General features: G+C 44.5%; 25 protein-coding genes. 10 read left to right on the plus strand and 15 right to left on the minus strand.

Annotated features, from left to right (window positions below; all coding sequences use genetic code 11):
• From HYN59_RS09515 to HYN59_RS09525, 3 genes are read right to left on the minus strand one after another with little or no spacing between them, the layout of a single operon-like run.
• On the minus strand, window positions 1–1,728 hold the full coding sequence (locus HYN59_RS09515) for a phospho-sugar mutase (protein WP_108778040.1): 1,728 nt from the start codon (window positions 1,726–1,728) through the stop codon (window positions 1–3).
• A 60-nt stretch (window positions 1,729–1,788) separates the two neighbouring features.
• Window positions 1,789–2,739: a glycosyltransferase family 2 protein gene (locus HYN59_RS09520; RefSeq protein ID WP_108778041.1), complete on the minus strand. Its 951-nt coding sequence runs from the start codon at window positions 2,737–2,739 to the stop codon at window positions 1,789–1,791.
• 6 nt (window positions 2,740–2,745) lie between these two features.
• The gene (locus HYN59_RS09525; RefSeq protein WP_108778042.1) at window positions 2,746–3,276 is read right to left on the minus strand and encodes a DUF4199 domain-containing protein; all 531 of its coding nucleotides are present in this window, start codon (window positions 3,274–3,276) and stop codon (window positions 2,746–2,748) included.
• Window positions 3,277–3,515: 239 nt separating this feature from the next.
• On the opposite strand from HYN59_RS09525, the gene HYN59_RS09530 reads away from it, so the two are divergent.
• The 3 genes from HYN59_RS09530 (at window position 3,516) to HYN59_RS09540 (ending at window position 5,958) form a co-directional block, all read left to right on the plus strand.
• A complete protein-coding gene (locus tag HYN59_RS09530) occupies window positions 3,516–3,767 on the plus strand; it encodes a type B 50S ribosomal protein L31 (protein WP_108778043.1) in 252 nt (83 codons plus the stop codon).
• 191 nt (window positions 3,768–3,958) lie between these two features.
• On the plus strand, window positions 3,959–5,137 hold the full coding sequence (locus tag HYN59_RS09535; protein WP_108778044.1) for a GlmU family protein: 1,179 nt from the start codon (window positions 3,959–3,961) through the stop codon (window positions 5,135–5,137).
• Window positions 5,138–5,358: 221 nt separating this feature from the next.
• A complete protein-coding gene (locus HYN59_RS09540; RefSeq protein WP_146185907.1) occupies window positions 5,359–5,958 on the plus strand; it encodes a thermonuclease family protein in 600 nt (199 codons plus the stop codon).
• Window positions 5,959–6,087: 129 nt separating this feature from the next.
• On the opposite strand, the gene HYN59_RS09545 is transcribed toward HYN59_RS09540, so the two are convergent.
• The 5 genes from HYN59_RS09545 to HYN59_RS09565 form a co-directional block, all read right to left on the minus strand.
• On the minus strand, window positions 6,088–6,534 hold the full coding sequence (locus tag HYN59_RS09545) for a PepSY-like domain-containing protein (protein ID WP_108779697.1): 447 nt from the start codon (window positions 6,532–6,534) through the stop codon (window positions 6,088–6,090).
• A gap of 69 nt (window positions 6,535–6,603) precedes the next feature.
• Window positions 6,604–6,828 (minus strand): ATP-binding protein, encoded by a 225-nt coding sequence (locus HYN59_RS18445; protein WP_108779698.1) that lies wholly within the window; start codon window positions 6,826–6,828, stop codon window positions 6,604–6,606.
• The gene (locus HYN59_RS09555; RefSeq protein ID WP_108778046.1) at window positions 6,792–7,868 is read right to left on the minus strand and encodes a sensor histidine kinase; all 1,077 of its coding nucleotides are present in this window, start codon (window positions 7,866–7,868) and stop codon (window positions 6,792–6,794) included. The genes HYN59_RS18445 and HYN59_RS09555 overlap by 37 nt, the downstream gene beginning before the upstream one ends.
• On the minus strand, window positions 7,868–8,539 hold the full coding sequence (locus HYN59_RS09560) for a response regulator transcription factor (protein WP_108778047.1): 672 nt from the start codon (window positions 8,537–8,539) through the stop codon (window positions 7,868–7,870). Before HYN59_RS09560 ends, HYN59_RS09555 begins: the two co-directional genes overlap by 1 nt.
• Window positions 8,540–8,617: 78 nt before the next feature.
• Window positions 8,618–10,219, minus strand: a complete 1,602-nt coding sequence (locus HYN59_RS09565; RefSeq protein WP_108779699.1) for an ABC transporter substrate-binding protein — start codon at window positions 10,217–10,219, stop codon at window positions 8,618–8,620.
• A gap of 87 nt (window positions 10,220–10,306) precedes the next feature.
• On the opposite strand from HYN59_RS09565, the gene mtaB reads away from it, so the two are divergent.
• Window positions 10,307–11,671 (plus strand): tRNA (N(6)-L-threonylcarbamoyladenosine(37)-C(2))-methylthiotransferase MtaB, encoded by a 1,365-nt coding sequence (gene mtaB / locus HYN59_RS09570; RefSeq protein ID WP_108778048.1) that lies wholly within the window; start codon window positions 10,307–10,309, stop codon window positions 11,669–11,671.
• Between the two features lie 159 nt (window positions 11,672–11,830).
• On the opposite strand, the gene HYN59_RS09575 is transcribed toward mtaB, so the two are convergent.
• From HYN59_RS09575 to HYN59_RS09585, 3 genes are read right to left on the minus strand one after another with little or no spacing between them, the layout of a single operon-like run.
• Entirely contained in the window at window positions 11,831–12,469 is a 639-nt protein-coding gene (locus HYN59_RS09575; protein WP_108778049.1) for a class I SAM-dependent methyltransferase, read from the minus strand.
• A complete protein-coding gene (locus tag HYN59_RS09580) occupies window positions 12,466–12,750 on the minus strand; it encodes a GNAT family N-acetyltransferase (protein ID WP_108778050.1) in 285 nt (94 codons plus the stop codon). The genes HYN59_RS09575 and HYN59_RS09580 overlap by 4 nt, the downstream gene beginning before the upstream one ends.
• A gap of 2 nt (window positions 12,751–12,752) precedes the next feature.
• On the minus strand, window positions 12,753–13,478 hold the full coding sequence (locus HYN59_RS09585) for a pirin family protein (protein ID WP_108778051.1): 726 nt from the start codon (window positions 13,476–13,478) through the stop codon (window positions 12,753–12,755).
• Between the two features lie 116 nt (window positions 13,479–13,594).
• On the opposite strand from HYN59_RS09585, the gene HYN59_RS09590 reads away from it, so the two are divergent.
• Window positions 13,595–14,257, plus strand: a complete 663-nt coding sequence (locus HYN59_RS09590; RefSeq protein WP_108778052.1) for an alpha/beta hydrolase — start codon at window positions 13,595–13,597, stop codon at window positions 14,255–14,257.
• A 57-nt stretch (window positions 14,258–14,314) separates the two neighbouring features.
• On the plus strand, window positions 14,315–15,208 hold the full coding sequence (locus HYN59_RS09595; protein ID WP_108778053.1) for a lytic transglycosylase domain-containing protein: 894 nt from the start codon (window positions 14,315–14,317) through the stop codon (window positions 15,206–15,208).
• Between the two features lie 120 nt (window positions 15,209–15,328).
• On the opposite strand, the gene HYN59_RS09600 is transcribed toward HYN59_RS09595, so the two are convergent.
• From HYN59_RS09600 to HYN59_RS09610, 3 genes are all read right to left on the minus strand, one after another.
• Window positions 15,329–16,027, minus strand: coding sequence for a TlpA family protein disulfide reductase (locus HYN59_RS09600; protein WP_108778054.1), 699 nt, complete (start codon window positions 16,025–16,027; stop codon window positions 15,329–15,331).
• 214 nt (window positions 16,028–16,241) lie between these two features.
• A complete protein-coding gene (locus tag HYN59_RS09605) occupies window positions 16,242–16,664 on the minus strand; it encodes a hypothetical protein (RefSeq protein WP_108778055.1) in 423 nt (140 codons plus the stop codon).
• A gap of 60 nt (window positions 16,665–16,724) precedes the next feature.
• Window positions 16,725–17,309, minus strand: coding sequence for a hypothetical protein (locus HYN59_RS09610; RefSeq protein WP_108778056.1), 585 nt, complete (start codon window positions 17,307–17,309; stop codon window positions 16,725–16,727).
• 125 nt (window positions 17,310–17,434) lie between these two features.
• On the opposite strand from HYN59_RS09610, the gene HYN59_RS09615 reads away from it, so the two are divergent.
• The 3 genes from HYN59_RS09615 (at window position 17,435) to HYN59_RS09625 (ending at window position 19,956) form a co-directional block, all read left to right on the plus strand.
• Window positions 17,435–18,085 (plus strand): hypothetical protein, encoded by a 651-nt coding sequence (locus HYN59_RS09615; protein ID WP_108778057.1) that lies wholly within the window; start codon window positions 17,435–17,437, stop codon window positions 18,083–18,085.
• Window positions 18,086–18,218: 133 nt separating this feature from the next.
• On the plus strand, window positions 18,219–18,839 hold the full coding sequence (locus tag HYN59_RS09620; protein ID WP_146185908.1) for a hypothetical protein: 621 nt from the start codon (window positions 18,219–18,221) through the stop codon (window positions 18,837–18,839).
• Window positions 18,840–18,933: 94 nt separating this feature from the next.
• On the plus strand, window positions 18,934–19,956 hold the full coding sequence (locus HYN59_RS09625; RefSeq protein WP_146185909.1) for a M48 family metalloprotease: 1,023 nt from the start codon (window positions 18,934–18,936) through the stop codon (window positions 19,954–19,956).
• Between the two features lie 57 nt (window positions 19,957–20,013).
• On the opposite strand, the gene HYN59_RS09630 is transcribed toward HYN59_RS09625, so the two are convergent.
• Window positions 20,014–20,496, minus strand: coding sequence for a hypothetical protein (locus tag HYN59_RS09630; protein WP_108778060.1), 483 nt, complete (start codon window positions 20,494–20,496; stop codon window positions 20,014–20,016).
• A 246-nt stretch (window positions 20,497–20,742) separates the two neighbouring features.
• Here HYN59_RS09630 and HYN59_RS09635 point away from each other — a divergent pair, with 246 nt between their 5' ends.
• Window positions 20,743–21,303, plus strand: coding sequence for a putative glycolipid-binding domain-containing protein (locus tag HYN59_RS09635; RefSeq protein WP_108778061.1), 561 nt, complete (start codon window positions 20,743–20,745; stop codon window positions 21,301–21,303).
• Window positions 21,304–21,358: the final 55 nt, after the last annotated feature.

Below are 21,358 nucleotides of genomic sequence, written 5' to 3' on the forward strand. Positions count from 1 at the left end.
TTATACGAGGTTCATCTCCTCAACTATGTTCTTTATTTTTTGGTCCAGCGAAGCCTCAACCGCCTTGAAGTTCTTCACATCATCGAGTGGCGCATTCACGCTAAAATAGAATTTTATCTTTGGCTCGGTGCCACTAGGGCGTGCACATATCTTGGTACCGTCTTCAAGGTAATAAATGAGCACGTCGCTTTTAGGCAATGTCAATGCTTCCTCTTCGCCGGTTAAAAGGTTTTTGGCAACCGAAGCCTTGTAATCCTCTACCATCAGCACGCGCTGCCCGTTGATCTCGGTAAGCGGCTTCTCGCGCATCTGGATCATCATGTTGTTGATCTCCGCCGCGCCTTCCATGCCTTTTTTGGTGATGGAGATAAGGTATTCTTTGTAGAATCCGAACTCTACGAATAGTTTCAACAGTTCCTGGTACAGGGAGCTTGCATTGGCTTTTGCCAAAGCGGCTATCTCACAAAGCAGCAGGGTAGAGGTAACGGCATCTTTGTCGCGCACCGCATCACCTACCATAAAGCCAAAACTCTCCTCGCCGCCGCCAATGAATTCCTGTTCAGGGAAATCCTTTATCATTTTGGCGATCCATTTGAAGCCGGTAAGCCCCACTTTGCACTCTACGCCATAGGCAGAAGCCATTTCCATCATCATTGGAGTAGACACGATGGTAGATCCCACAAATTGTTTTCCGTCAATCTTGCCTTGTTTTTTCCACTGTTCCAACAGGAAATGCGTCATCAGCACCATGGTCTGGTTGCCGTTAAGCAGCGTCATGATGCCGTTGCCGTTACGCACAGCCACACCAAGGCGGTCGCTGTCAGGGTCGGTACCAATAACAATATCGGCATTCACATCGTCAGCAAGCGCTATTGCCATAGACAATGCTTCCGGCTCCTCAGGATTTGGCGATTTTACGGTAGGGAAGTTCCCGTCAGGTTTTGCCTGTTCCGCAACAATATGAACATTGCTGTAGCCTGCATCTTCCAGAAGGTCAGGTATCAGCGTAACCGATGTTCCGTGCAGTGGCGTATAAACTATTTTCAGCGCATCTTTTGCTTCCTGCGGGGTGTTGAAAGAAGCGTTGATAAGCGAAGAACGTATAAATGCCTTATCTATTTCTTCACCCACATATTCTATCAGGCTTTCATCGGCTTTAAAGTTGATCTGGCCGTATTCAAGCGCTTCGATCACTTCGATCACTTCTTTGTCCTGTGGCGGGACCAATTGGCCACCGTCCTGCCAGTATACTTTGTATCCATTATATTCAGGCGGGTTGTGCGATGCTGTAAGCACGATTCCTGCATGGCAGTTCAGGTGTTTTACTGCGAACGAAAGTTCCGGTGTAGGGCGCAGTTCGGAGAACAGGAATACTTTTATCCCGTTGGCCGAAAATACATCGGCAACCACTTTGGCAAGCGTGTCGCTATTGTGGCGGCAATCATAAGCAATGGCTACTTTGATCTCCTCGCCGGGAAATGATTTTTTGAGATAGTCGGAAAGGCCCTGTGTCGCTTTTCCAAGGGTGTATTTATTGATGCGGTTGGTACCCGGGCCCATAATGCCGCGCATTCCGCCGGTACCAAATTCAAGATTCTTATAAAAGATGTCTTCAAGCTCTTTGGGCGAAGATGTCATCATCTCTTTAAGTGACGCATGTGTTTCGCTATCAAAAACCGGCGTGAGCCATACATTTACTTTGTCAAGTATTGATTTGTCAATTTCCATTTTACTATATTTTAAGGAATGTAAATTTTTGGTTTATTTGCTAATGTACAAAACAAGAACTTATAAAGTTTCGCTAATTTTATAGCGCTCCTCATTGTTTTTCGTCCTGAGTATTATTTCTCCTAAAAAGCCCGCCAGGAAAAGCTGCGTTCCGATAATCATCGTCACCAGCGCTATATAAAACCATGGGTTATTGGCTACAAGTATGGCTTTTTCATGGTGGTACAGCTTGTACAACTTCATAGCGCCGATATACACCGCCGATCCCAGCCCTATAAGGAACATCAGCACCCCGAGCGCTCCGAAAAGGTGCATGGGCCTTTTGCCGAAACGCGACAGGAACCAGATGGTGATCAGGTCCAGGAAGCCGTTGATGAAACGCTCCATGCCGAATTTGGTAGTACCGTATTTTCGCGCCTGGTGGATTACCACTTTTTCGCCTATTTTGGCGAAGCCGGCGTTTTTGGCCAGCACCGGTATATAGCGATGCATTTCGCCCGATACCTCAATGTTCTTTACAACGATGTTCTTATACGCTTTCAGGCCGCAGTTAAAGTCGTGCAGCTTTACGCCCGATGTCCTCCTGGCAGCCCAATTGAACAGCTTGGACGGCATGTTCTTGGAAACTATCGAGTCATACCGTTTCTTTTTCCAGCCCGAAACCAGGTCGAAACCACCGGTGGTGACCATGGTATACAGTCCGGGTATTTCATCAGGGCTGTCCTGCAGGTCGGCATCCATAGTAATGATCACATCGCCCTGCGCCTTAGCAAAACCGGCATGCAGGGCCTGCGACTTTCCGTAATTCCTGTGGAAGCGGATGCCTTTTATACTCGGGTTTGCCGCGGCAAGCTGCTGTATGATTTTCCAGGACGCATCGGTGCTGCCGTCATCTATAAAGATGACCTCATAGCTGAAATTGTTTTCTGCCATGACCTTTACGATCCACTGGTGTAATTCTGAGAGTGATCCTTCTTCGTTGAGAAGGGGTATGACTATGGATAGATTCATTGACTATTACTGGAACTCCGGCTTATTTTTTTTCATTGATACTGCGACGATAAGGCCAATAATAGTGTACATTACTAACCCGCCGAAATAAGATTTGATTTGCGATACCAATCCAAAACTATCAGAAGCTTTTATGTCTTCAATTGTTTTTCTTATATCTTCGCTTTTAACCCCCATTCCTTGCATCATGCTTGCCGTCTTTTCTACTACAGCATCGGTTACAATAGCTTTGGCATCTGTATCTATAAAATTAAAAAGGATAAACATATATATAGAGCCTATTGCAGCGCCTATAGCCATTGTGATAAAATATACAGTAAACGCTTCTTTGAACGTTATGAAGCCATTAAGCTTGCTTTTGGCTTTTGCTACCGCAACGATACCAATAGCAAGCGAGATAAAAAAGAGTACAATTCCAACCCACCAGCTTACAAAAAGTTTAACGTCAATTGCATACAAAATAGTTGTAGAAAATATCGATACAAGTCCTACTATAAGCCCGAAATTAACCCCCGTTTTTTTAACTGCGTTTGTCATGGTATTTATTTTTGGTTTGTTTTAATTTACAAATATACTAATTCCGCGATTATGAGTCGCGAAAAAAGTCCTGGTGTTACACTGTAAAAAAAGAAGCGTATCATTTTGATTATTAAAAAATAGTTGTACTTTTGCACACTCAAATAAAATGTTTAAACAAAAAGCTGTAAGCCGTTTATACCTTTCAATTCAGGAAGCATCAGGATGGGCAGCAGCAAAACAATAAAAATTTACTCAAGATGAAAAAAGGTATTCACCCGGAAAATTACAGATTAGTAGCGTTCAAAGACATGTCGAACGACGAAGTTTTTATCACTAAATCTACTGCTGACACAAAAGAAACAATAATCCACGAAGGAGTTGAATATCCGGTAGTGAAAATGGAGATCTCCAGGACTTCACACCCGTTCTACACAGGTAAATCAAAACTTATCGACACTGCAGGACGTATCGACAAGTTCAAAAACAAATACGCGAAATTCCAAAAGTAATCTTTGGATTTACAATAAAGAGAAGCCTTCCCGAAACGGAGGGCTTTTCTTTTTTAGGTGCTGAGGTTCTTAGATTCTGAGGTACTAAGGGCCTGAGTTGCTAGTACCTCAGAGACTCAGCAATTTTGCCGCTCAGCAACTTTGCCACTTCAAAAACTTTACCGTAATTTCGTGTCCTAAACCTGCAAACAATGAACTATATTCTTTTTGACGGACCCGTGCGCAATGCGTTGCTGCCGTTCACCTTCACAAGGCCGGTGGCCGATATCCGCGTGGGCATACTTACCATCCGCGAAAAATGGGAGAAATACCTTGGCTACACCACGACCACACTTACTGAGGAATACCTGATGGAGAAATTCCCGATGGTAGAAATGGAAGAGAATGTCATGATCAATGCCTCGTTCCTCCCGAACGAAGTGCTGGCCGAAATGGTACAGGCGCTTGAAGCAAACCAGGCTATATTTTGCGGTGAAGATGTTATTGCTTTTTATACCAACGACACCCAGGAAGAGGTGGATTTTGATACCTACGAGATCATTGATTATACCGAAAGCTGCCTGCGCATTGAGAACCCATGGGACATCTTTGCAAAGAACGATGCAGCCATACGTGAGGATTTTGAGCTGCTGACCGAAGGCCGTACCTCGCAGCCCATACCCGCAAGCGTGAATACCATAGCCCCTGAGAATATTTTTATTGAAGAAGGCGCTAAGCTTGAATTTGTGACTCTTAACGCGTCCACAGGACCTATCTACATAGGTAAGAACTCAGAGATCATGGAGAATTCTGTTATCCGCGGACCGTTCGCCCTGTGCGAGGAAGCCCAGGTAAAGCTGGGTACAAAAGTATATGGCGCTACCACCGTGGGGCCGCACAGCAGGATAGGCGGGGAGGTAAGTAATTCAGTACTTTTCGGCTATTCTAATAAGGGGCACGATGGTTTCCTTGGAAACTCAGTGTTAGGCGAATGGTGCAACCTCGGCGCCGATACCAACAACTCCAACCTGAAAAACAATTATGAGGAAGTGAAATTGTGGAGCTATGAGAAAGGCATATTCGCAAAAACCGGACTGCAGTTCTGCGGCCTTATGATGGGCGACCACAGCAAGTGCGGTATCAATACAATGTTCAATACCGGTACGGTAGTAGGGGTAAGCGCCAATATCTTCGGCAGCGGCTTCCCGCGCAATTTTGTGCCGAGCTTTTCATGGGGCGGTGCATCAGGCTTTACGGTTTACCTTCCTAAAAAGGCTTTCCAGACGGCAAAGATCGTGATGTCAAGGCGTAACATAGAGTTTACCGAACAGGATGCCGCTATACTGGAACACGTATTCGAAACGACCAAAGAATGGAGGAAGGAAGAGTAATACCAATTGTTTAATTTTTAAATGTAACAATTGAATTTAATCATTTTTAATTTAACCACATAGGCACATAGCCAGATTACCAACTACAAAGATATTGAAAAGCATATTTGTAGAGGTCACAGAGGTGAAGCTACTCTTCGCTATATAACACTATAGTTCCTATTAAGACTATGAAAGCTATGTATATATGTGGTTAAATTTTAAATATCAAAGAATAGCAATTGGCAAATCGTAAAAGAAGGTCCGGTTCAGGAATAGCAGTATCATTGCTGATGCTGGGTTTTGCATTATATTTTGCTTTCTTCCGGAATGCGCCCAATGCTCCTGCACCCGAAAAGGCACCGGTAGAAAAACCGGCAAAAGCCAAAAGGCCAAAAGAGAAAGGGCCGGCACGTTACCTTACTGTTTTTGAAGGCAAGGTCATTGGCATCAAAGACGGCGATACGTTTGAGATATTATACGACAGTATCCCCGAACGTGTTCGCCTTGCAGAGATCGACTGCCCCGAGAAATCACAGGCTTTTGGCAAGAACGCAAAGCAATTTGCCTCCGACCTTTGCTTCGGCAAAACGGTAACAGTAGCTTCCGACGGAAAGCGCGACCGTTATGGCAGGATTGTGGGGACTATTACTACAAAAGACGGCATAAATGTCAATGAAAAACTGGTGAAAGCCGGGCTGGCATGGCATTACAAGCAATATTCCAAAAGCAAAGAACTTGCGGAGCTTGAAAATCGGGCGCGTGAGAAAAAGATTGGCCTTTGGGCGGATACAAACCCCGAAGCACCTTGGGAATGGCGGAAGGGGCGAAGACACCGATAATCTGATCATTACGATAGTAGAGACGTTGCACTGCAACGTCTGAATAAATGTTATATGAATAAGGCGTAGCACTGCTACGCCTCTACAACGATGTTATCATGACCTCGTTAGGTTAATCACTATTATTTATTAATCATCAATCCTTAAAAATTTCCCTGCATTATTAAATTCAAGCTCGATACCGCTGGCAAGTTCTACTTTGTAGCCCCAGTGCTTTTTATCGATCTGGACTACATTCTGGCCCTTATAGTGCTGCGACAGATAAGTTGTAATAGCTGAAGGAAGCATCGATACAGGCACAGCATTATGATTGCCGTCAATCTCTTCCCAGTTGCCGTTCCCGTCAAATTCTACCTCGATGCCGTTTGAAAACTGTACTTTATAATCGGTGTCAAACATTTCTTTATCCTCCCAGGCCGAGGCTACAGTTGCTTTGGCAAAATTCTTTTTTAAAAAGTCCTGTGCGTTGGCAGGAAGCTGTGCTGTTGTGATGCTTTTGGTTTTGGCATTTGCAGTAAAAGCAAATAAAAACAGGATAATAGCTAATGTGTTTTGGAAGTTTACTTTCGTTTTCATGATGTAATTGTTTTTTAATTTCTGATACAAGTTTATGCACCGAATCTGGAAACAATTAGGAAAACAAAACTATTTTGGAAAGGTTATGGTAAAGATATGGCTGCCATCAAAAGTGTAATTTACGTTCAGCCTGTAGTTGGCAATGATCGAATTTACAATAGAGAGTCCCAGCCCGGTCGACTGCTCGCTGGCAGAATTTCGCGTAAAGCGCTTAAATATATAATTAGAGTCTAATGCCTTTTCATCGCCGGTATTTTTTATGGAGATGCTGTTTTCGGATATATAAATTTCAATGGTTCCCCCGGCCTGTTATGTACAATGGCATTTTTAAACAGGTTGCTCAGGAGTGTTACCGCAAGGCCTTTATTCATGGTAAAATAAAGCTGACTGCTGTTATCGGTAGTTATGGTAATGCCTTTATATTCAATAAGGTCTTCGAAATCTTCTGTGAGCTGCTTTACCAATTGGTTGAAGTCAACCAATTCTTCCTCAGCATACTGCCTGTTCTCGATCTTGGACAGCATCAGCAGCGACCGGTTCAGGCGGACCAACCGTTGCAATGTATCGCTTATTTTGCCGAGCTCCATCATCTGCTCATCGGGCAGCTGGTTGTTGTCCGCAAAAAGCTCCAGCTTGTTCAGGCTTATTGCCAATGGGGTCTGCAATTCATGCGATGCATTTTCGATGAATTGTTTCTGGCTGGCATATATCTCTTCATTGCGGCGCAGCATCTCTTCCAGTTCCCGGCCTAAGGTTTTGAACTCCTCTACAGGCGAAGGCGGAGGTGTAAATGCCCCGGTGCCCAGTTTATATTGTTTCAGCTTGTCGAGCATCAGGTAGAATGACTTCCATACTTTCCGTAAAATAATCTGATTAATGGCGGCAATACTGATAACGAGCATGACATACAGCGCGATGAGTGCGATCATCAGGTCTTCCATCAGTTCATCCTCTTCCACCATTGAAGCGCGTATCGTGAGCAGGTGTGGGTTGCCCTGCGGATCATTGAAAACCGTTTTCAGTAAGCGTACCGGCTGGTCTTCGTTGTCATATTCAGAAAATTCGAAAGTGCTTTCAAACTTTTCAGAGTAGTCGTGCTGTCCCTTTGGCAAAGGCACGATCTTAAACTGGTTGATGCCGAATTCGGGTGTATCCAAAACGCTTTTGTCAGCATACGCCTGGCGGATGATAAGGATCTTGGAGTTCTTCAATCCGTCATCAATATTATCGTATACTTCATCCAGTATCACCACATAAAAGAGGCTGGCCCATAGCGCGATGACACCCAGCAGGGCCACGATAAGGTAGCGGAGTGTGTAGTTGCGCAGCTTCATCAGGTCATTTTATAGCCCATGCCGTACACCGCCTGTATATCGGCTTCGCCACCGGCATCTTTGAGTTTTTTGCGTAAGTTCTTTATTTGCGAATATACAAAATCGAGGCTGTCGGCCTGATCGGTATGATCGCCCCAAACCGATTCGGCCAGCGCTGTCTTGTTGATGAGCCTGTTGGGGTTGATCATAAAATAATACAGCAGGTCGAATTCCTTGCGGTTAAGCGTCAAAAGGGTATTATCTACAAATACTGTCCGTTGCTCCGGCGAAAGCTTCATGTTGTTCCACACAATAGCGGTATCGCCATCATGGCTTTTCCTGCGTATTGCCGACTTGATCCTTGCATGCAATTCTGCCAAATGGAAAGGCTTGGCGAGGTAATCATCCGCACCCAAATCGAGTCCGGCCACTTTATCATCCACGGCATCTTTTGCAGAAATGATGATGACCGCTTCTTTCTTGCGAAGCGCTTTCAGTTCGCGAACCAGATCGAGCCCGCTGCCATACGGAAGCATGATATCAATGAGGATGCAGTCGTAATCATAGGTGCCTATTTTTTCAAGGCCCGAGATATAGTCGTGCGCAGTTTCTACAATATATTTTTCCTTTTCCAGCGACTCACGAATCACTTCCCGCAGCCCCTGCTCATCTTCTATGATAAGGATCTTCATGCTGTTTGCTTTGCGTATATCAAATATACAGTTAACGCCGCAAGTACGTTTGGAATTCTGGAAAGAATTGGGAAAATATTAATCCTTTTTCACCCTTTTTAAAACCAAAAGGTTTAACGGATTTATCCCCAGCCCCGAAACATTGCTCCGTGTAAACCGCGAAGCCTTATCATAAAACAACGGGATAACCGGCGCTTCTTCCATTAACAATGCATCCATCTGTTTGTAAAGTTCCTGCCGCTTTTTATCATCGGTCTCAAGGAAAGCAGCTTCATAAAGTTTATCGACTTGCTCATTTTTAAAATGCGTGTAATTCGGTCCGCCCGGCGAGAAATTCTTACTGTAAAAAAGCGACAGGTAATTCTCGGCATCGGGATAATCCGCGATCCAGCTGGCCTTGAAAAAAGATACTTTACCTGTGGATATCGCCTGCGTAAGGGTAGAAGGCGGGTTCACATCCACCTGTACGTTCAGCCCGATCTTCTGCCATTCGCGCTGCAGGTATTCGGTAATATCAAGGTAGGAAGCGCTGGTGCTTATCTGTATTTTCGGGTTGTTGTCGCCGGTTTGTTTTTTGTAATCGGCCACGAGCGCCCTCGCCTTAGCGAGGTCAAAATCATATCCTTTTGCCCCGAAACCTGCCAGTCCGCTCGGGATCATGCCGCTTGTCGCGCCAATGCCCATATTATTTCGCAGGAATAGTATCATTTTATTACGGTCAAAGCCATAGTTCAATGCCTTGCGAATGCGTTTGTCCTTAACTGCCTTGTCAGCGCCATCAAGCCGGAAGCCCATGTACTCGGTATTGAGGTACGGCCCGGTGATCATTTTTACATCCTTTCGGTATTTAGGCTGAAGCTCACCTTTTGGGGTCAGTATTTCGTCTTTATACGAAGAGTCGAGTCCGGAAACAAAATCCAGTTTCCCCTGTACGAATTGCAGGAAGCCGCTTTGCTTATCAGGAAGGAACGTGATCGCAACAGCTTCCATATACGGCAGTTGCACACCTTTTTCATCCTTCTCAAAATAAAGCGGATTTTTCCGCAGCACCAGCTTTACGTTCTCTTCCCATATTTTAAACTGGAATGGCCCGGTACCAATGGGGTTGGCCCTGAAATCATAACCCGCTTTATCAAATGCTTCATGTGGTACCACCGAAGCATATTTCATTGTCAACAATCCTAAAAATGCCGGAAAGGTTTTGGATAGCTTTATTTCAAAAACTGTATCGTTTACAGCATGGAAGTTCTCCACATTCTGCAATATCCAGCGTCCGGGTGCTGCAATGTCCTCATCCAAAAGCCGGTTCAGGCTGTATTCGAAGTCTTTTGCCACAACAGTACGCATACTGTCTTTCCCGAAAAGCGCATTCTTATGGAAATACACATCATTGCGCAGCGTAAATGTATACGTTTTGCCATCCGGCGAAATGTCCCATGACTTAGCAATATCGGGTTGGATGCCTAAAGTATCGTCAAGTTGCACCAAACCATTATACAGCTGGTTGCACACCCAGATGGACGGGCGTATTTTGGCGTATGCCGGGTCAAGCGAATTGACGGCGGCATTCTCGTTATAGCGAAAAACGAGGTTGTCGCGATTTTCGGTTTTGTTATTACTGCACGCAATCAAAAGTGACAACAAGCAACAAATTGATATATAGTATATTAATGATTTCATCAAATCGATTTTTGTGCGTAACTTTGCGAACTCTTTTTTAAAGAGGTAAATATAATTAAAGTTGCTGCTTAAAACGCAGTGTTCACAATGGAACAAAAGAAAAAAGTCGCTTTTTATACGCTTGGATGCAAACTGAATTTTTCAGAAACGTCCACTATTGCCCGAAATTTCCAGGACGAAGGTTTCGACCGCGTCGATTTTGAGGAAATGGCGGATATTTACGTTATCAATACCTGCTCGGTTACCGAAAATGCCGACAAGCAGTTCAAACAGATAGTAAAGAAAGCGCTGAAGAACAACGACAAAGCTTTTGTTGCCGCCGTGGGCTGCTACGCGCAATTAAAGCCCGAAGAGCTTGCTGCTGTTGATGGTGTCGACCTTGTGCTTGGTGCCACCGAAAAATTCAAGATTACCGATTATATCAACGACCTTTCCAAAAACGATATGGGTGAGGTGCATTCCTGTGAAATATCGGAGGCCGACTTCTATGTGGGCAGCTACTCCATTGGTGACCGTACCCGTGCGTTCCTGAAGGTTCAGGATGGCTGCGACTATAAATGTACGTATTGCACCATTCCGCTGGCAAGGGGCATTTCGCGCAGCGATACCTTGGAGAACGTATTGAAGAATGCAAAGGAAATTTCGCAGCAAAATATTAAGGAAATAGTGCTTACCGGCGTAAACATAGGAGACTATGGCAAAGGCGAGTTTGGTAACAAAAAGCACGAGCATACGTTCTATGAACTTGTTCAGGAACTGGATAAAGTGGAGGGCATTGAGCGATTGCGAATCTCATCCATCGAGCCAAACCTGCTGAAAAACGAGACCATCGAGTTCGTATCCCAAAGCCGCACGTTTGTGCCGCATTTCCATATACCATTACAATCGGGCAGCAATGACATCCTTAAACTGATGCGCCGCCGCTACCTGCGTGAGGTGTACACCGAGCGTGTAAACAAGATACGCGAAGTAATGCCGCACGCCTGTATCGGTGTCGATGTTATTGTGGGCTTTCCAGGCGAGACTGACGAGCATTTCCTGGAAACCTACAACTATCTTAATGAGATGGATATATCGTATCTCCACGTATTCACCTATTCCGAAAGGGACAACACGCCTGCAGCTTCCATGCCGGGCGAAGTGCCGAATAACGTTCGTGCCAAGCGCAGCAAAATGCTCAGGGGATTATCGGTAAAGAAAAGGCGTGCTTTTTATGAAAGCCAGCTCGGTACCACCCGCACCGTGCTTTTCGAAAGTGAAAATAAAGAAGGTTACATCCATGGCTTTACAGAAAATTACGTAAAAGTAAAAGCACCTTGGAACCCCGAGTTGGTAAACACGCTTCATGAAGTTACATTGACCAAAATTGATGACGATGGTGCCGTACGGATCGAGTTTGTACAGCCTGTAGTGGAGATATCAAAAAGCGTTTTTGAGGGGTTGTCGGCTTAATATTCTGAATTTAGCACACCTACAAGGTCTCAAAGACCTTGCAGTAGTTACGATATTTTCGGTTTTCCAACCTGCAAGGTTTTCAAAACCTTGCAGGTTTAAATTCTTCAGTACTTTGTGAATCTTTGAGTCTTCTTAGTGTTTCTTTGCGGAATAGCTTCACAAGCCCAACACAACCACCCGTCCCTCGATCCGTAATTCCCCAAACCCAAATTCTTCCCTTATCCACTCGAACGCTTTTTCATGATACAGGAAAACATGTGTCGGGTCGGTTTTATAAAACCAGGTGCCGAAGTCACGCGTTTCTTCAAAACGGTCGGTCATTACATATAGCTTTCCTCCGGGGTTCAGCAGGTTTGTCAACTGCTTAAATTCTTTATACGGCTCCTTGAAATGCTCGGCCGTTTCGCTGCAGGCAATGTAGTCGTATCTTTGAGTTAGCAATTCTGCATCGTTATGAAAATACAGGTCGTACTGCACCACATCGTAGTCATTATCTTTCAAAATCTTCAGGATAGGCGAACCGGTGCCGGAACCAAAGTCCAGTCCTTTATGATGTGTGCTGAAATCCTGCAATATTCGATTGGTTACAGGGCGCACGAAGTTTTGGTACCGCACATCTTCCGGGTCGTTGTTGTGGCAGAGGTAATGCGCCTTTTCTGCTTCGGGCGAAAGATAGTCTTTCGGGTGCAGGAAAACCGACCGGCAATTGCTGCATTGCAAAAAATCACGTGTTATCTGGGTATAGTAATGGCTGGCAGGAGACGAGCACAGCGGGCAATCAGGGAATTTTATCATAGCCTGATGCCGGGAGGGAGCAGCTCCTTATACCGTGGGTTTTTACGGAAAAATGCCGCTACCTTAGGATGTGTTGGCATTACGCGCATCCTTTTTTCTTCGGCGATCTCCATGATCTCTTTTAATAGGTCGGTTACATTAGGCTCTTCATCAATGCCCTCGGGCACATTCACTTTGGTCAGGAACAGTTTGCGCTCCTGGATGGAGTACTCCACCGACAGCATTTTGCCGTCGATCATAGTTTCAAACTGCCTTGAGAATTCGTTGTCTTTTATTTCCATAGCTAATCTTTAAACTGCATTGGTACTTCGATGGCCAGCATTTTCGAAGGGGCTTTTGTGGTGATGGCAACCGTTTCAAATTCTACTGCGCCAAAAGCATCGCGCTCATGCACTGCCTGTCCGTTGATTTCCAGCTCGCCCTCTATAAGGAAAAGGTACAGTCCGTTTCCGGGGATTTTAATATCGTAGTTGAAATTTTGCCCTGCATCAAAAAGTCCCATATGCAGGAAGGCCTGCTGGTGTATCCAGAGCGCATTACCGTCGTTCTTATCTTCAGGTGATACCACATTTACAAGGCTGTTGCGGTTGTTTTCCAGGTCAAACGACTTCTGTCCGTAGCGTGGCGTCACATTTTCTTTCTCGGGAAATATCCAAAGCTGCAGGGTCTTGGCCTGCTCGGTCTGGCTGGCATTCATCTCGCTGTGCCGGATACCTGTCCCGGCGCTCATTACCTGCACTTCGCCAAAGCGAACCGTTTCCTCATTGCCCATACTGTCGCGATGGGTAAGCCCACCCTCAAGAGGAATGGTGATGATCTCCATGTTTTCATGCGGGTGTGTGCCAAAGCCCATACCGGCAGCAATAGTGTCATCATTCAGTACGCGCAGCATACCGAATTGCACCATCTCAGGGTTGTAATAATTGCCGAACGAAAATGAAAAATTAGCCTGTAGCCAGCCATGGTTGGCCGTGCCCCTTTCGCTTTTAGGAAATAGTCTTGACCTCATAATTTAGTGATAAATTCAAATTCCAGGGAATGGTTGTGGAATAAAAACTTTAATTTTATACAAATTTCGTAATAAAAATCGATTACCTGTCGTATTTGTACGTTAAAAGATACCTGATGGAGCGGATCCCTGTTTACTTTATGCCCGGTTTGGCGGCAAGCCCAAAGATATTTGAGAATATAAAACTGCCTGACAACCAGTTTGAATGCTTTTTTTTAGAATGGTTCCTTCCCGAGGGAGACGAGCCGCTTTCGCACTATGCTGCACGTATGGCGCAAAACATAAAGCATGAAAACCCGGTGCTTATAGGGGTATCTTTTGGCGGGGTACTGGTGCAGGAAATGACTAAATTCGTCAATGCCCGAAAAGTGTTAATCATATCGAGCGTGAAATGCAATGGCGAATTTCCCCGCCGGATGCGCTTTGCAAAAATGACCCGCGCCTACCGTTTTTTCCCGACCAGCCTCATGCAGCGCGTAGACTGGATTGCGAAATTTGCAGTGGGCAATAGCATGATCACGAAGAGGCTCAATTTATATGAAAAATTTCTCTCCGTAAGAGATAAGAAATACCTCGACTGGGCGTTTAAAACTATAATAAACTGGGATTGTACAGAGCCGGCCAAAGGGGTAGTGCACATACACGGCGATGCCGATGAGGTATTCCCTCCAAAATATATAAAGGATTTTATACCGGTAAAAGGCGGCACCCACATCATGATACTCAACAAGGCGAAATGGCTTAACGAAAACCTGCCCCGCCTCATATTGGCAGACTGATTTGGCCCTGTTTTTGTAAATTTATGTTTGAATAAGAAATCACTAAGACTATACAATATGAAACTGATCGAAAAAACCGGCGTTATAGCCTCAGTACTATTGGTAAGCGGAATGCTGATCAACGGTATGCCTGAAAAAAAGGCTGCCAAAAAAACCGAAGTAAAAAAGGAATTCCGTTTTCCTGACCGCATTGATTTTGCAGGAGAGCTTACACCTCTCAATATATCGGATGTACGGGAACGTTTTGATAAGGAGCTTCTTATCAATGCCAACCTCGACGCTACTACAAGGCTTATTATAAAGCGGGCTAACCGCGTATTCCCGGTAATGGAGCCGATCCTGAAAAAAAACGGCGTACCAGATGATTTTAAATACCTTGCCGTGATCGAAAGCGGGCTCGTAAATGTGGTATCACCGGCAGGGGCGAGGGGTTACTGGCAGTTTATGCCCGATACGGGAAAGGAACGTGGCCTCGAAATCAATGATGTGGTCGACGAAAGGTACCACCTCGAAAAATCGACCGAAGCAGCATGTAAATATCTGTTGGATGCCAAGGCTAAATTCGGGTCATGGACACTGGCAGCGGCTTCTTACAATGGCGGTTTTGGCGGCGTGAACAAACAGATCACCTTCCAGGGTGTGAACAATTACTACGACCTGCTGCTGACAGAAGAAACATCGCGTTATGTATTCCGCATTTTGGCCCTAAAGGAGATTATGCAGAATCCTGCACTGTATAATTTCGACCTTATGCAGGAAGAGCTATATCCTGTAATACCAGTCCGTAAGGTTGAGGTTACGGCCTCCATACCCGACCTTGCCACATTTGCTAAAGAGCAGGGCATCAATTATAAAGTGCTGAAAATACACAACCCATGGCTGCGCGACCGTAAGCTGGATGTGGCAGCAGGCAAAAAATATGTGATCGAAATTCCGACAAAGGGGTATTAGGCGATCCGTCAAAATGGAAGAAATAGGACAGTATCGATGTAGAGGCGTTGCAATGCAACGTCTCTTTTGTATAGTTGCTATGCCTAATGGATTTGTCGCCAACCCGTTTCGACTCCGGACCTAATTCCCGGCTAAATGCTCCTTCGCAACCTGCCTGTCGATCAGTAATTGGCTAAGCCCCTCGCGTACTGAATCATAATTCATCGCATATCCCTTATTATAATTGCTCTTTTTAGGCGCCAGGCATTTACTGTCCCTGCGTATATCGATCACTTTGAGGTTTTCGTCCAGGTAAAAAGAAGTGGGGAATCCCAATGTATGCTTCATAGACGCTACTATCGGCGCATCGTTCTTATACGATTCATGCGCATAGCATACCGTAATCCGGCCGTTGAACTTACGGGCGGCTTTCCTCATGTCTTGCCTGCGGTTCCAGAACAGGACTATGAACTTAACATCCTTCCCGTATTGCTGGGCCAACTTATTGATGGCGGGTATCTCGCCGGGTGCGGGTACACACCATGAGGCATAAGTAATAAGGACTATCGGCTTTTCTACAGATGAAAGCCTGATCTTGCCGCCGCCGTATTTTTTGAAGGTGTAATCGTCAAATGTCGTACCCGCAAGGCGATGGTCTACAAGCGAATCGAATAGGAATTTCCCCCTTTCCGTATCACCTTTGCGATAGGCGAGCGCGCTGTCTTTCTTATATTTTTTGAAATTGATCTTGATCGCATTGGAAAAAAAGATACTGTCGCCCTGGCTGAAAAGTGAGAGAGGAAGAAGTAACAACGCTATAATTAGTAATATATGTTTCATGATATTAACTAATTGACACGTAAAGCTACGGGTATTTTTGTTAAAATGCTATTTTTTAATGAATTAAAAATCATTCAATGGAGATTTCTCTCTCCCCTATGCTGAAATCGAAATGGAATAACGTTATTGTACAGGTTTACGGTTTTCCATTTCGACCGGAGGGAGAAATCTCAAAAAAGTTATTGCTGAAAGTTATTGTGTTATGAAATAATTCCTAATCAATAACGCCGCCCAGTTCCTTGAATATAAAATGCCCTCCGTTGCTATCGCTTGTAATTCCATATTGCAAGCCTTCCAGTTCGGCACCGCTATAACCTTTGCCTTTTGCCTTAATGAAGCCCTGTAGTTTTGTATCCTCAGGGCTGATGGCCATTTGGGCCGTGGCGCAAAAGCCGTTCCCGGTAATGTCTACAACCATATACTGCTGCCCGTCGACTTCTTTATAACTATTGATCCAGTATTTTACGCTGTTCTTTTCGGCTTCTGCCAATTGTTTTGTCAACTCGGCTTTATAAGGTTTTGAATCGGGTGTGTTGGCATCAAAAACAGGGTTGGTATTTTTGCATTCCTGTTTACCGCAGGAAACAGCAAGGCAGGTAGCAGCTATAAGAAATAATTGGGTGAAATTACGTATCATGATAGATTGTTTGATTTGCAAAAATAACGAAATTAGGGCTTCCTATTCTCGGTCATGAATTCAATAATTTTCAAACCTCGTTACGCCATATCCTTCTTTATGGTTGATCTCAGTGGTTATTTTAACTTCTCCGTCTTCTCCGTCATGGCAATTGTAGCTTTCGGTCACATCCTTATGCAGGAACCACCACTTCTTTTTTGGGTCATATTTAAAGGTAATAGTAAAAAGATCTTTATCACACGCCCCGAACAATAGCTCAAACGAAAAGTAGTTATTTTTTATAACGGTCCGCTGATAGGGGTCGCCCACACCCATGCCGCCGCATACTTCACATTCGATAAGGGTCGTATTTATGGCTGCCAGTTTATAGTTACTGCCGCTTTCGCAAATAAATAAACAGATTTTCCTGTTACCTTCTTTATTTTCCGGCGATGTGATCGCTATGATGTCGGGTTTTTTATCAGCGGTAATGTCGCCAACGGTAAAATCCCTTAACGACATATTCTTACCTATGGCAACTTTTAGTTCGCTACGTAATTTAATGCTGTCTTTAATGGTAAAAGTAAATACTGCATCCTGTGCCTTTAGGTAGTTCGCAGATAGAAGAAAGAATAGCAAAAGCGTTCGCACAGCAGTTTTTTTCAAATATAAAATAAATACGGAATTATTTCACCATGAAAAAATAACCTTAAAAATCCCCTGACAAAATAATAATAATCGTTTAATGGTTTCTGCCTGTTTTCCTATATTTGGAGCTAAACCTACATTTCATGCAAAACTATGTGACCTATAAAAAATTTCCTGATGCGCAGGAAGCCAGAGCCCTACAGCATTTTTTAATCGGGAACGGTATCGAATGCCTGTTTATTGATGATTCCCCTTCAATGGGATCGGCAATGGCAGGGGATTATGGAAAGCAGTATGAAGTACAGCTTAAGCCGGAACAATTTGAAGCTGCCGATAAGTTGCTGGAAGAATATGCAACGTCAATGCTTACCGACCTCCCGGAAGATTACTATCTTCTTTCATTTTCGGATGAAGAGTTGCATGATGTTGTTGTAAAGCATGACGAATGGAGTGAATTTGACTATGTGCTAGCGCGAAAACTCCTTGCCGAACGTGGTAAAGGTATAGATGAAGATGAATTGAAAACATTGAGGCAGCACCGGATTGAAAACCTTGCCAAACCTGAGAAGAGACAAAAAGGATGGGTAATAGCAGGATATATTATGGCATTTTTAGGTGGATTGGGCGGCATCATAACAGGCTATGTACTTTGGACTTCTACAAAAACGTTGCCTAATGGGCAGGTGGTGCCGACTTACAGCGAGGCAGACCGTAAACATGGAAAGAGCATAGTGATTTTTGGGGCCATAATGCTGCCAGTCATGTTCTGTATAAAGATTTTCCTTTTTGCATAATTTTCATTACCATAAATAAAGAATTTACTTAAGTATATAAAATACACCTATGAGCAAAATCGCTAAGAGAATCATAAAAACATCGTTTAACTTTTCAGTATGGCTAATTGCTAAATGCAGTAATATGGAGCCAATGGAAAAAAAGGGTAATGAATTGAGGAAGCTTCCCGAGGGGACCCTGGGGCGCGAAATAGCCAATTGCCTCGACAGCCGAAACCTCCGCCTCGTGCCGGGTTTTGAAAGCCATGATCTTAAGCATGTTGTCCTGAGATACAAAATGACCCCTGAAGACGAGATACGCATGCAGGCTTTTATGTTAGGTAATGGCAATTATTCACTGCCATGTTTTATAATACTGCTGTTCGGGATGGTTTTGCTTCCGGGGCTATGGCCGATATTGTATCGTGATTTTCGGCTTGGACGTAATACAACACCGATAAGCGACTGGACAATTGAAAAATATGCGCAAAGGGATCTTGGCGAGCTTAAGGAGATCATAGGCAATAAAGTTATGGTAAAAAAGCCAGTCAATATGCAGGCAATCATACGGTTTGCCGCATTTGCAGTAATGGCATCGGGTATATCCGGGATGTTGTTTTGCCTGCCGTTCCTTTTTTCTTCTAATATGGCCGATCTTGTTGGTGCCGGGTTCCCTTTCGTAGGGGGCGCGATACTTGTAGTAGGGGGACTCATTGCCCTGTCGAACCTCGCGCGCGTCCAGCAATATGATCCGGCTAAACAGCCAGTGAGTTAAAAAAACAATTCTGTTTTTAGGGGATAATTTTGGCAGACATTTTGCGTTAGGGAAATAATAGGTATTCAATTAGCAATCAGCATTATTTCTTTATATGAAAACAATTAGAACAAAGATCTGTATCGTTATTGCAGCTTTGTGCTGCATGGTGCCTGCAATGGCGCAAAAAACATTCGGTTCGGCAAAATATACTGCCATGTGCAGCTATTATGGCGAGAGTATAACCGGTAATATCACAGCTTATGAAGCAGGGGATACAGCCGGAAAAGTAGTAAAGGATATAATGTCGGTCATCGGGCTCAAGGCCAATTTCGAGCTTCGTGCCGCCAATGTGCCCAATGCTGCCGCAGTAATACTCAAGAATAAAAGATACATATTGTACAATCCTAAGTTTATGGATAATATCAATTCGGCTACGGGAAACAAATGGGCTGCTATTAGTATCCTAGCGCATGAGATAGGGCACCACCTTAACGGGCACACGCTCGACAATGTGGGCAGCCGTCCGCAGACCGAGCTTGAGGCAGATGAGTTTTCCGGATTTGTGCTCAGGAAAATGGGAGCATCGCTGGCCGACGCACAATCTGCCATGTCGCTAATTGCAAAGATGAAAGGTTCGCATACACACCCTGCCAAAAACGACCGGCTTGCCTATATTGCAACAGGATGGAAAAGCGCAGGGGAATATAACCCAGACAATACCGATGTTGCCGATAACAGTTCTCCCTCGCCAGTTATTACGAAACAGCCCGCCGTAGCCCAAAGGCCTGTAGCGGTAAAACAGCCTGTAGTTGTAAAGACTTCGCAGCCTGCCGTAAAGCCTGAGCTTACCAAACGCGAGAAAATCCAGCAGAGCATCATGTCGGGCAGGAATATCGCTTCGGATGCACACCTGAATTCGAACCCCAACGGGCAATATTACCTTACTACAAAGGGTAACCTTGTACAGGTGACAGACGAAAATGTTTACCTGATCGCCAGTCTGGAAAGGTCCGACAGGCCGGGATACAAACTTATGCTGGATGATAAGGGATCAGGCAGCGATATGTATATAGGTGCCGGCGGTGTGCTGGTAAATGGTTCCGGAAAGAGAATAGGATATCTCAGGTCAAGGTAAAGCATTATAACTAATTGAAAAAGGGATGTAGTTTTTGGCTGCATCCCTTTTTTAGTATTAATGTTTTTTGCCTTTCCCGTGCCCATGTCCGTGGCCTTTTGCAGTGCCCCTATATTGGGCATGCGGGTGTCCTGCCGCTAATTTCTTAGCCTGTCCCGGAGGCAGCCCGATAGTTTTTTGCGGACCGGGCCTGTATCCTTTTGGGTATTTTACTTTATGGGTTTTGTAATAGACATAAGGTGTTGCGCCGCGATAATCGGTGAGGACTACTTTATAGCCATTATACAGGTTGTATCTCGTATATGCCGGTGGCAGGGCAGTGGTGCGTACCCATGTGCCATTTTTCGTGTAGATGAACTCGTGCGTACCTACATCATAGTAGGAATAAATATCCGGCAGGTAATAATACCGTACCTCTGTATATCCCGAAGGGCCCCACGCCGGAGGGTTGCCAAGGTTTATATTAACACTAACCTGCGCCTGCGAAAATGTGCAGGTAACGAAAGCTATCACGGACAATATAAGTTTTAGCGGTTTCATAATTTTTATATTTAAAAGTTTCTACTAAAAAAGCATTGCCAATAAGTATGCCTAAGTTAACGCCTGCCCATGATGAAAACCAATATTTAGGATATTTTTAATACCTGTTTTAAACCAGCATCAAAGACCGAAGTTAACCAAATCAATAAATTTTTCAGCATGTTTCAATGATTTTGATTCATATTTTCTGTTTCCTTTTAGCTATTCAGACACAGGAATTTGCTACATTGCATTAAAAACAGATCCATGCAAAAAAGCATCGTTTGGGAAGGGCTTGCTAATGATACCGAAGAGCATTGCTCGGTGAATTACCTGGATAACGGGATCACCATCCGTTCTGAGGTCGAAGGGTGGGCCGAAGGCAAGGCCGTATACTTAGAATATGTACTGCACCTAGATAAGCGCTGGCAGGTGATCCAGGCCGAAATAGATTTCCATGTGAGTGACCGCCAGCATTCCTGGCACCTGAAACGCGATGAGCACAACAACTGGACAGACAATACCGGCAATGAACATCCTGAACTGCATGGCTGCCATTTTATAGATATATCACTTACGCCGTTTACCAACTCGCTTCCCGTAAATTCGTTCCACCTGCACGAAGGCGACAGCGCTGAATTCGACCTGGTTTATTTCGATATATTACAGAATGAAGTACGCAAAGACCGCCAGAAATACACTAAAATGCCAAACAACGCCTACCTGTTCGAAAATGACGGTGGCAGTTTTAGTGCCGAAATAACTTTTGATGATGATGGATTTGTAACGGATTATTCGCAACTTTTCGAAATGCTCAAACCAAAGTAGAAGCAAAGCCACACACATAGTTCAAGCCTTAAATAGTAATGGAGTTATACGCTCT

Source organism: Flavobacterium album (genome assembly GCF_003096035.1).
GTDB lineage: Bacteria > Bacteroidota > Bacteroidia > Flavobacteriales > Flavobacteriaceae > Flavobacterium > Flavobacterium album.

Coding starts and splice junctions, on each gene's coding strand:
- HYN59_RS09560 (WP_108778047.1), bottom strand. CDS start 8,539: ATGAAGATCCTTATCATAGAAGATGAGCAGGGGCTGCGGGAAGTGATT.
- HYN59_RS09525 (WP_108778042.1), bottom strand. CDS start 3,276: ATGACAAACGCAGTTAAAAAAACGGGGGTTAATTTCGGGCTTATAGTA.
- HYN59_RS09630 (WP_108778060.1), bottom strand. CDS start 20,496: ATGAAACCGCTAAAACTTATATTGTCCGTGATAGCTTTCGTTACCTGC.
- HYN59_RS09565 (WP_108779699.1), bottom strand. CDS start 10,219: ATGAAATCATTAATATACTATATATCAATTTGTTGCTTGTTGTCACTT.
- HYN59_RS09625 (WP_146185909.1), top strand. CDS start 18,934: ATGAAAACAATTAGAACAAAGATCTGTATCGTTATTGCAGCTTTGTGC.
- HYN59_RS09545 (WP_108779697.1), bottom strand. CDS start 6,534: ATGAAAACGAAAGTAAACTTCCAAAACACATTAGCTATTATCCTGTTT.
- HYN59_RS09555 (WP_108778046.1), bottom strand. CDS start 7,868: ATGAAGCTGCGCAACTACACACTCCGCTACCTTATCGTGGCCCTGCTG.
- HYN59_RS09605 (WP_108778055.1), bottom strand. CDS start 16,664: ATGATACGTAATTTCACCCAATTATTTCTTATAGCTGCTACCTGCCTT.
- HYN59_RS09615 (WP_108778057.1), top strand. CDS start 17,435: ATGCAAAACTATGTGACCTATAAAAAATTTCCTGATGCGCAGGAAGCC.
- HYN59_RS09520 (WP_108778041.1), bottom strand. CDS start 2,739: ATGAATCTATCCATAGTCATACCCCTTCTCAACGAAGAAGGATCACTC.
- mtaB (WP_108778048.1), top strand. CDS start 10,307: ATGGAACAAAAGAAAAAAGTCGCTTTTTATACGCTTGGATGCAAACTG.
- HYN59_RS09575 (WP_108778049.1), bottom strand. CDS start 12,469: ATGATAAAATTCCCTGATTGCCCGCTGTGCTCGTCTCCTGCCAGCCAT.
- HYN59_RS09600 (WP_108778054.1), bottom strand. CDS start 16,027: ATGAAACATATATTACTAATTATAGCGTTGTTACTTCTTCCTCTCTCA.
- HYN59_RS09515 (WP_108778040.1), bottom strand. CDS start 1,728: ATGGAAATTGACAAATCAATACTTGACAAAGTAAATGTATGGCTCACG.
- HYN59_RS09585 (WP_108778051.1), bottom strand. CDS start 13,478: ATGAGGTCAAGACTATTTCCTAAAAGCGAAAGGGGCACGGCCAACCAT.
- HYN59_RS09580 (WP_108778050.1), bottom strand. CDS start 12,750: ATGGAAATAAAAGACAACGAATTCTCAAGGCAGTTTGAAACTATGATC.
- HYN59_RS09595 (WP_108778053.1), top strand. CDS start 14,315: ATGAAACTGATCGAAAAAACCGGCGTTATAGCCTCAGTACTATTGGTA.
- HYN59_RS09635 (WP_108778061.1), top strand. CDS start 20,743: ATGCAAAAAAGCATCGTTTGGGAAGGGCTTGCTAATGATACCGAAGAG.
- HYN59_RS09535 (WP_108778044.1), top strand. CDS start 3,959: ATGAACTATATTCTTTTTGACGGACCCGTGCGCAATGCGTTGCTGCCG.
- HYN59_RS09530 (WP_108778043.1), top strand. CDS start 3,516: ATGAAAAAAGGTATTCACCCGGAAAATTACAGATTAGTAGCGTTCAAA.
- HYN59_RS09620 (WP_146185908.1), top strand. CDS start 18,219: ATGGAAAAAAAGGGTAATGAATTGAGGAAGCTTCCCGAGGGGACCCTG.
- HYN59_RS09590 (WP_108778052.1), top strand. CDS start 13,595: ATGGAGCGGATCCCTGTTTACTTTATGCCCGGTTTGGCGGCAAGCCCA.